Origin of the sequence: Paenibacillus sp. AR247 (genome assembly GCF_002968895.1) — a bacterium.
GTDB classification, from domain to species: domain Bacteria; phylum Bacillota; class Bacilli; order Paenibacillales; family Paenibacillaceae; genus Paenibacillus_AQ; species Paenibacillus_AQ favisporus.
This window is the reverse complement of record NZ_PCZT01000021.1, coordinates 107,266-116,672: the sequence shown is the minus strand read 5'-3', so window position 1 is coordinate 116,672 and position 9,407 is coordinate 107,266. Positions and strand designations below refer to the sequence as shown.

Annotated in this window: 5 protein-coding genes and 1 pseudogene; all 6 read left to right on the top strand. The window is 47.2% G+C overall.

Annotated elements, in window-relative coordinates; all coding sequences use genetic code 11:
* Window positions 1-164 precede the first annotated feature (164 nt).
* Window positions 165-1,505 carry a phosphoglucosamine mutase gene (gene glmM / locus CPT76_RS28975; protein WP_105445344.1) on the top strand — a complete coding sequence of 447 codons (1,341 nt, stop codon included), beginning with the start codon at window positions 165-167 and terminating at the stop codon, window positions 1,503-1,505.
* A 602-nt stretch (window positions 1,506-2,107) separates the two neighbouring features.
* Complete coding sequence (gene glmS / locus CPT76_RS28965) at window positions 2,108-3,940, top strand: glutamine--fructose-6-phosphate transaminase (isomerizing) (protein WP_076176244.1); 1,833 nt, start codon at window positions 2,108-2,110, stop codon at window positions 3,938-3,940.
* Window positions 3,941-4,774: 834 nt separating this feature from the next.
* Complete coding sequence (locus CPT76_RS28960; RefSeq protein WP_105445342.1) at window positions 4,775-5,674, top strand: LysR family transcriptional regulator; 900 nt, start codon at window positions 4,775-4,777, stop codon at window positions 5,672-5,674.
* The gene (locus tag CPT76_RS28955) at window positions 5,659-6,522 is read left to right on the top strand and encodes a LysR family transcriptional regulator (protein WP_105445341.1); all 864 of its coding nucleotides are present in this window, start codon (window positions 5,659-5,661) and stop codon (window positions 6,520-6,522) included. Before CPT76_RS28960 ends, CPT76_RS28955 begins: the two co-directional genes overlap by 16 nt.
* A 256-nt stretch (window positions 6,523-6,778) precedes the next feature.
* Window positions 6,779-8,476, top strand: coding sequence for an extracellular solute-binding protein (locus tag CPT76_RS28950; RefSeq protein ID WP_374954741.1), 1,698 nt, complete (start codon window positions 6,779-6,781; stop codon window positions 8,474-8,476).
* A 192-nt stretch (window positions 8,477-8,668) separates the two neighbouring features.
* A pseudogene (locus CPT76_RS28945) lies at window positions 8,669-9,407 on the top strand (sensor histidine kinase); the annotation flags it as partial.

The following is a 9,407-nucleotide window of genomic DNA, read 5'->3' as shown; positions in this document are numbered from 1 at the left end:
AGGGTCCGAGACGGATTCGACGAACGTGGATGAGACAGACAACAATGGAACGGCGGGTGACACCACGCCGCCGGAAGGGCAGGAGCCACAGACAGATACCGGCTCACCCTGATCTGAACGAACACATATAGTAACTAGAGATGCACTCAAAAAGGAGATCAATTATGGGGAAATATTTTGGAACTGATGGAGTACGCGGTGTTGCCAATAAAGAACTGACGGCCGAAATGGCTTACAGCATTGGACGCTGCGGCGGTTATGTGTTGACCGGGGACGTGGAGAAACCTACGGTTGTCATTGGAATGGATACCCGGATTTCGGGAGTTATGCTGGAATCGGCACTGGTTGCGGGTCTGCTGTCCATCGGGGCGCATGTTATCCGTGTAGGTGTTGTATCTACACCAGCGGTGGCGTATATTACACGGTTGTTAAAGGCGGACGCCGGCGTTATGATTTCGGCTTCCCACAATCCGGTCGAAGATAACGGCATTAAGTTCTTCGGCGGGGACGGCTTCAAGCTGTCCGACGAGACCGAACTGAAAATCGAAGAGCTGATGGACGCAGCCGAAGATACGCTTCCGCGTCCGATTGGCAAGGATCTGGGCAATGTTATTGTCGATAATGAATCGAAATATAAATATTTGGAGTATTTGAAAACGACGATTTCCCACAGCTTTGACGGGCTGAAGATCGTACTCGACTGTGCCAACGGCGCCGCTTACGAGCTGGCTCCTAAGCTGTTTGAGGAGCTCGGCGCAGAGGTGGTTACGATCGGCACCGAGCCAAATGGGTTGAACATCAATGACCACTGCGGATCCACCCACCCGGAAAAGCTGAGAGAAGAAGTGCTGAAGGCTAAGGCAGACCTGGGTCTTGCCTTCGATGGCGATGCGGACCGTCTGATCGCGATTGACGATCAGGGCGAGGAAGTTGACGGCGATTTCATCCTCTGTATTTGCGGCGACGCTATGAACAAGCAGGGTAAGCTGAACAACGGCACCATCGTATCGACCGTCATGAGCAACATCGGTTTTTATAAAGCGACCGAGAAGCTGGCGCTGAAAACGGCCAAAACGGCTGTCGGCGACCGTTATGTGATGGAGGAAATGCGTAAAGGTGGCTATAACTTGGGCGGAGAGCAGTCCGGGCATGTTATTTTCCTGGACTACAATACGACCGGTGACGGCATTCTGACCGCGATCCAGCTGGTGGATACGATCCAAGCTTCGGGCAAAAAGCTGAGCGAACTGAGAACGATGATGCGCAAGTACCCTCAGGTGTTGGTGAACGTACGGGTAGAGGACAAGAGCAAGTATGAAGGCAATGCGGCCATTAAGGATGCTATTCAAGCCGTTGAGGGGATCCTTGGGGATAACGGCCGGGTATTGGTTCGTCCTTCCGGCACGGAATCGCTGATCCGCGTCATGGCTGAAGGTCCTAATAAGGAGGACCTGGATCAGTATGTCTCCCAAATCGTCGATGTGGTGAAACGGGAACTAGTATAGCAGGTAAATGTTGGTTTTTTCTATAAAATAAAGCATAAATGCCATAGGCCGGTGAGACTAGAATTGCGGTTTCATCGGCTTTTTTACAGGGTATATAACGGGGACTCCGATTTGGGGCTATCAGCCCGATTGCAAAACGGAGATGACATGAATATAATTAGTAAATGTCATTACGAAACAGAAAGCGAGGGTCGTGAGGTTAGCAACAATAGCGCCAGAACTTGGGCTTGCGCGGGGAAGAATCGGAAGGAGCACGACGCTTCGGATTCACGGCAGCATCAAGTTGACGAGGTGGAGGTGTTCGAATTGTTCGCGGGGACCTCCCGGTGATACACCACAGCCGTAAAACTCGAAACGGAAAATGAACGGGCGACCGTTCACACAACGTTTCCAGTGGGTGTTAGAAAATAGTGATCATTTTTCATGAGTGTGCGGGCAAGCGCATAAGAGATGCGGCGATGCTAGGATGTACATTCGTGAATGCACCTTGTATAACTGAATACAATGTTCGTTTTCCTGTACATTCCTGAGCTATGCCGCACCTTTATGCTCCCGTACTCTTCTAAAACCCAATTCGAAGAAGTGAACGGAGGATATTAACTATGTGTGGTATTGTCGGATATATTGGTAAAAAGGATACGCAAGCGGTATTGATCGAGGGTCTGAAGAAGCTGGAGTACCGCGGGTACGATTCTGCGGGTATTGCCGTGTTCACCAACCAGGGATTGCAAATTGCCAAGGCGCAAGGACGTTTGGCCAATCTGGAGTCCAAGCTGGAAGGGACACCGCTGGTGGGAAGTGCCGGCATCGGGCATACGCGCTGGGCTACTCATGGCAAGCCATCGGACGTGAACTCTCATCCGCATACGGACAACAGCCATAAATTTTCGGTCGTGCATAACGGCATTGTCGAAAATTATCTGGAGCTGAAGGATGAGCTGATCAGCCAGGGACATCATTTCGTGTCGGAGACCGATACGGAGGTTATTTCCCACCTGATTGCCCGCGAATACGACGGCGATATCGTCAAAGCGGTTCAGAAGGCCATCGGTTATATGCGCGGCGCCTTTGCCCTCGGTGTATTGACCGAGTACGAACCGGATAAACTCGTGGCTGTGCGTCAAGCAAGCCCGCTGATTATCGGGATTGGCGAAGGAGAGAACTTCATCGGATCGGATATTCCGGCAATTCTTCAATATACGCGTAAAGTATATATTTTGAATGACGGTGAGATGGCCGTATTGACGCAGGATTCTGTCGAATTGATGACCATTGAGGGGAATTTTATTTCTCGGGAAATGATTCATGTCGACTGGGATGCAGTGACGGCGGAAAAAGGCGGCTTTGAGCATTTCATGCTGAAAGAGATCCATGAGCAGCCGAAAGCTTATCGCGACACGATGCGCGGACGGATTGACGAGTCGGGTAAAAAGGTAGTTCTGCCAGAGCTGAAGCTGACGGCCGATCAGATCAAAAATATCCGCAACATTCAAATCATTGCCTGCGGTACAGCATACCATGCAGGTCTCGTGGGACGCAGCGCGATTGAATCGCTGGTACGCATTCCGGTAGAGACGGATGTAGCGTCGGAATACCGTTACCGCTCTCCAATCGTAACGCCGGAAACGCTGGTCATCGTCGTCAGCCAATCCGGTGAAACGGCGGATACGCTCGCTGCGATGCGTGAAGCCAAAGCAAACGGCGCACACGTACTGGCCATCACCAACGTGGTGGGCAGCTCGATCGCCCGTGACGCCGACGACGTCATCGTGACGCTGGCCGGCCCGGAAATTGCCGTAGCATCCACTAAGGCGTATACGTCGCAGCTGATCGCGTTCTATCTGCTGGCGCTGTACCTTGCCGAGGTTCGCGGCACGCAGACGCCGGAAGCGGTGGCTCAGATCGTAGCTGCTATGCAGGCTCTGCCGGAGCAGGTGGAGAGCATGCTGGCCAAGCCGGATGCCATTAAAGCCTATGCAGAGCATATTTCCAAGCATGAGCACTTATTCTTTATCGGTCGCGGACTGGACTACGCGGTAGCGCAAGAAGGTTCGCTGAAATTGAAAGAAATCTCTTATATTCACTCCGAAGCGTACGCTGCGGGTGAACTGAAGCACGGTACGCTGGCGCTGATCGAGGAAGGCATTCCGGTTATTGCCCTGGCAACCCAGGAAGCCGTTCTGGAGAAAACGGTCAGCAACATCAAGGAAGTGAACGCACGCGGCGCGGACATCATGGCGATTACCCATGAAGAAAATGTCGCAGGTTTGCTGAAGTCGGTAGATCAGGCGTTTGCGATTCCTAAGACGCTGCCGCTGCTGACGCCTGCCCTGTCGGTTGTGCCGCTGCAGCTGCTGTCCTACTACGCATCGCTCGCCAGAGGCAACGACGTCGACAAGCCGCGGAATTTGGCGAAAAGCGTAACGGTGGAGTAAGGGGAATAAAGGAATTGTCGACGACGACAACACGACGACCGACAACTTCTATCTGGTGACATTAAAGTTAGTGCTAGACATTATTGTTGGAGCCTTTACACCAGTGTTTTGGCAATAGAGTTGGTGTCTCGACATTTTAAGAATATAGCTGAACAAAGCAAAGTTAATGGCTTCGTCCCTGGTTGGGGGCGAAGCCATTAGTTGTTTTTGAGGAGCGGGACAGCTCGCTATATAAGATTTTGCTGATTTAAGTTCAAGGTCCAAGAGCGCCGATTTGGTGTAGCTTTTGTGCTGTGGCCAACAAAAGTACTAAAAGTAACGGAATGATATTGGTTGTAACTTCTTAACTAAGCATAAAGGAGCCCGGAGTAATAAACTGGGCTCCTTTGTTGTTTCAAGGAAATCAAGGATATAAAAGTTAAAAACACTCTGTTTCGGAGGCTATCTCAGGGCTTAAGTTACCTCTCAGGGGGCTTTTATCGCGTTCGAAGGAAATTGTGTGCCATTGACACAAATGATCCTCTTAAGAGCCCTAAACTGGGCTTACGCCCAACCTTAGATCTTATTATACCTCCCTGTGTTCCCCCGACGGACCAACCCTAAAATCTAGTAACCTTCACCTGAAATGTAGCGGATATATTACATGATAGTTTCCTTCATATAATGTTTATTACAGAGAAGTTCAGCAATTACCACGATCACTCTCATTACCACCAGCGGATGAGCACTTCATATGGTAAGCAATAAGTAATAGTACTGATCAGCAAGGATGGTGTCTGGAAAATCGCCAGGTTAAGAAACTGAAGAACAAATTAACAAAAGGGGGGATGCATTGTGGAATTGCGTCAGCTAGAATATTTTATTCAAGTTTGCAAATCTGGAAGTTTAACCAAAGCTAAAGAAGAATTAGGTGTGACTCAGCCTACACTAAGTCAGCAAATTCGGGTTTTGGAAGATGAGTATAATATTCAATTGTTCGATCGGGTATGTAGAGGAGTTGAGGTAACGGAAGCGGGAAAAATTCTCTTGAATAAGGGCAATGCGATTATGAATCTTCTTGAAGAAGCGCGAAATGAAATTGTTGGCCGAATCAACAAATCTAGAGAAACCATTTCTATTGGATGTTGTCCTGCTGAACTTGAATATCTTGCTCCTTACTTCATGAAATTTCATCAAAAGTACCCGAATATATTATTGAAAATTATCGATGCAGAGGATGTCGAAAATAAGGTTTTGGAGCAAAGGGTGGACATTGGGATCACTGCATATCCAGTTTTGGATACTTCGCTCATTTCGACTCATTTGTATAGACAAGAAATGGCGCTATTGATTCACTCAGAACATCCTTTGGCTATTAAATCTTCGATTCCTTTTCGATCTTTGAAGCAAATGAACTCGATCATGTTCCGGGAACAAAACAAATCATTACTTGATATGTATTGTTTCTCTTGTGGGTTTGCCTTGAAGTCGAGCATAGAAACGTCCTCCACTTCAGTATTGATTCACTGGGTTCGTCATGGACTTGGAGCAGCTATTATACCTATATCTTTGCTTGAGAGCCTCAGGGACGATTCTTTGCGTATTGTCAAATTAGAAGGCCATATACCTCGTTGGGATATATCTCTTGTATATCTTAATTCCGTTACGATGAGGCCCATGGCACGTTTATTCATTCAAGAGATGGATTCATATGTAAGAGAGGTTGAGGTGAATCTTCCATGTTCAGGCAATTAGAATGTTTCATTCAAATCTGCAAAGAAGGAAGCTTTACTAAGGCTGCAGAAGTGTTAATGATTTCTCAACCTACTTTAAGTCAACAGATCCGCTTTCTAGAGGTAGAAGTTGGAACCCCTTTGTTTCAGAGGGTTGGCAGAGGGGTAAAGATCACAGCTGACGGAGAAATACTTTACAAAAAAGCTCTTTCCGTAATGAGGCTTATTGAAGAATCGAAGAAAGAAACTTACGAGTTACGCTATGCTCTGGCAAAAAAAATTTCGATAGGCATTTCGCCCGTTGACTTTTATTATTTAATGCCCCGTTTTTTGAAATTCCATGAACAGTATCCTGACATTACAATAAAATTTGCCAGTACAGAAAATACATCACGGCAATTATTGAATCGTAGTATCGATATTGGCATTGCCGACAAATATGATCCAAATAAAGAAATTCATGCGATGCACCTATATAAAGAAGAACAAGCATTGGTCGTTTATGCGGATCATCCATGGGCAGAACGAACCTTTATTTCTTTTCAAGAGCTAGAAAGTTTAGAATCTTCCTTATTTGTTGGGGATAAAAGTTTAATCGAGCAACTTCATACATTCAGCGAGAAAATCACCAAATCTTTACAATCGAAATTTGAGTCCACTTCGACGGCTATTCTTCTTTCTATGGTACAGCAAAAGTTGGGGGTAGCTATTTTGCCTGCCTCATTAATTGAAACATTTTCTGGCCAGCATCTGAAAATGATTCGTTTCGTAGATCCAACGCCAGTACGTGAGATTAAGCTTATATTTAAAAAGTATCATCACCATAATCCCTCTGTCCAGAAATGTATCGATTTTTTTCTGGAATCATAGATAGGGGAACGAAAACATCATAACTAACGAATGCGAGCCTAGACGAAGGAATATTTCCTGTCTTGCTCGCTTATTCGCGTTAGTCGGCATTAGGAAATATCCCAAATATAGTAACCCTGCGTATCATGTTAGACTCTTTCCTTTGCCTGCTATAACCTTTATACTAGCAATAAATTAAGGATTCTGAACGGCAATTGTCTGTTTTTGTGGAAATATATTAAATAATGGGATATTAACGGCCGAAGGGGAATTTTGAATGGACAAAATGCGTAAATCAGCAATGCTGTTACTGGCTCTGATGATGTGTTGGACTTTGGCGTCTTGTTCTGGGAACACTGACACATCGAGCAATGGTACTGCTGATGATACGATTTTCAACGCCAATCTTAAAAAGGCAGATGCTTCTCAAACGAAGCTATCTCCAAATGAGCCCGCCTGGAAGCTGGACACGACACCAATAACGTTTGACTGGTATATCAATTTCGATTGGTTCACCGGTAAGTGGGGGGGCAACGTAGTTTCCGATTATATAACGAAGAAGACGGGTGTCAGTTTGAACTTTATCGTGCCTGCTGGAGACGCCGGGGAGAAGCTCAACACGATGATGTCAGCAAGGTCGCTCCCTGACTTTATCACGCTAGGCTCGTACGAGGACTCCGTGCAGAAGATGATCAATGGAGATATGGTGCTCCCATTAAATGAGCTGGCGGAACAATACGATCCTTATTTTTTAAAAGTCGCTGACCCAGAGAAGCTTAACTGGTACACACAGGCTGACGGGAATGTGTACAGCTACCCGAATGCATCTTCATCCCCTGCGGATTATCAAAAATACGGGAAGCTTTTTACGTCTAATCAGACCTTTGTTGTTCGGAAAGACATGTATGAAGCCCTCGGGGAGCCGGATATGAGCACGCCGGAAGGGTTTCTCGGCGCACTGAAGGCTGCGAAGGAAAAGTTTCCGGAAGTAGACGGCAAGCCGCTCATTCCGATTGGCCTTCATGAATTTACGGAAACTGGCAACTATTCGCTGGAAGACTATCTTCAGAACTTTCTAGCCATTCCGAAGCAGAAAAACGGCAAATTGTACGACCGTCGAAGCGACCCGACCTATTTGAAATGGCTGAAGATGTTTCGCCAAGCGAATGAGGACGGACTGATGCCGACAGATGTCTTTCTTGATGAGAAACGAGTGGAAAAGGACGAAAAAATATCGCAAGGGCGTTATTTTGCCATGCTGTATCAGTGGTCCGATTTTTCAGAGATTAACCAGGCGCTGTATCAAAAGGACCCGAATAAGGTCTATATCGCGATTGACGGTCCGGCGAACGATGCGCATGATAAGCCAACCCTTGCAGGAAACGGCATCTCCGGTTGGACTGTGACGCTCATCTCGAAGAACGTCAAAGACAAGAAGAGGGCCATTGCCTTCCTCAGCTATTTGCTCAGCGAAGAGGGAAACAAGGACCTGTTCTTAGGAGAGAAGGGCGTCACCTACGATACGATTGACGGCAAAGATCAGTTCCTGCCGGAGGTCATGCAGCTGCTTAATACCGATCGCCAAGCGTTCGATAGCAAATATGGCGGTTCTTATATGTACTGGATGCTAATGGATACGAACATGAATCTAGCATGGATGACGGGGATGGATGCCGAGCCTTCCAAACAAATTGCCCATTGGACGAGGGGCAAGACGGTTAGCACAAGCGAGTTCGAAAACCTGGACCCGGACCCGACAACGAAGGAAGGTATTGCGGTAGGCAAAAATACGCGGCTCTGGGCGGAGACGCTGCCGAAGCTGCTGATGTCGAAGTCGGATGCCGAACTCGACCGACTGTTCGCCGAATTCATGAAAGTCACTACCGAGGATCCCGAGTATGAAGCCATCGCAGCAAGCCGCCAGGCGGCCTATGAACGAAATGTACAGAAGCTGAAGTCGTCACTCAATCCGTAGTTCAATAGAGGAAGCAGCAGGATGTGAAAATAGGGGATGGGATTTGCGGCAATTCGTTGGTTATTGGGGATACGTACATTTACGTTTAACCTTTCGCTTCAAGTCAAACTGATTCTGTCATTTGTGTTCGTTATCTTTATACCGGTTGTTTTATTCTCTTGGTATACGCTTAATGAAGAGTCCGCCAAGGCAATGAAGGAATTGTTGGAGAACAATAAGAATGTGCTGGAAGTAGAGAAGATCAACATTGAGAATAACGTAGAGCTGATGGGATGGACCGGTCAGCTTGCGTTATCCAATCGGGAAATGAATAATTATCTGCAAATCGAACAATTTCAGGATACGGCGCAAGTTCTTCATATAAAGAAGGACGTGGTCAACAGCTTTCAATATTTTCTGTTTAACAATCCGCGGATCGCGAATGTCCGTCTATTCACGGATAACCGATATGTGAATGAGATTTGGCCGGTTATCCTGCAGGAGTCGCGTATTCAGAGCAAGCCTTGGCATGATGATGTGATGAAGCAAGGCGGCTTACCCTGGTGGGAGATACAAGAGAACGTCGGCCTCACCGGTATGCCCTCCGAACAAATGCCGAACGAGCCCTTCATGACGTACTTACAGGAATTCAAGTATCCGGACAACGCTACCCATAACGGGATTCTAGAGATATCGATGCAGTTATCCGATTTCTTCTCCCAAACGTTCAGCAGCGTACAGGATAAAAACTCCCAGCTGATCGTAGTCGCAAGGAATGGACAAGTTTTCAGCTTAAAGGATTCGTCCGTGTTCAAGCAGCACGGCGCGGAGGAATTGATAAGCAGCATAAAGCTGACGAGCAATACGGATTACGAGACGGTGCGGTTCAAGGTTAATGGACATTCCTACTTGGCTTTACAGAGCTACATCCCATCGATTGACGTACATCTGG

What these genes read in the sequence shown, in the direction of transcription:
- glmM (WP_105445344.1), top strand. Translation starts at nt 165, where the DNA reads ATGGGGAAATATTTTGGAACTGATGGAGTACGCGGTGTTGCCAATAAA.
- glmS (WP_076176244.1), top strand. Translation starts at nt 2,108, where the DNA reads ATGTGTGGTATTGTCGGATATATTGGTAAAAAGGATACGCAAGCGGTA.
- CPT76_RS28955 (WP_105445341.1), top strand. Translation starts at nt 5,659, where the DNA reads ATGTTCAGGCAATTAGAATGTTTCATTCAAATCTGCAAAGAAGGAAGC.
- CPT76_RS28950 (WP_374954741.1), top strand. Translation starts at nt 6,779, where the DNA reads ATGGACAAAATGCGTAAATCAGCAATGCTGTTACTGGCTCTGATGATG.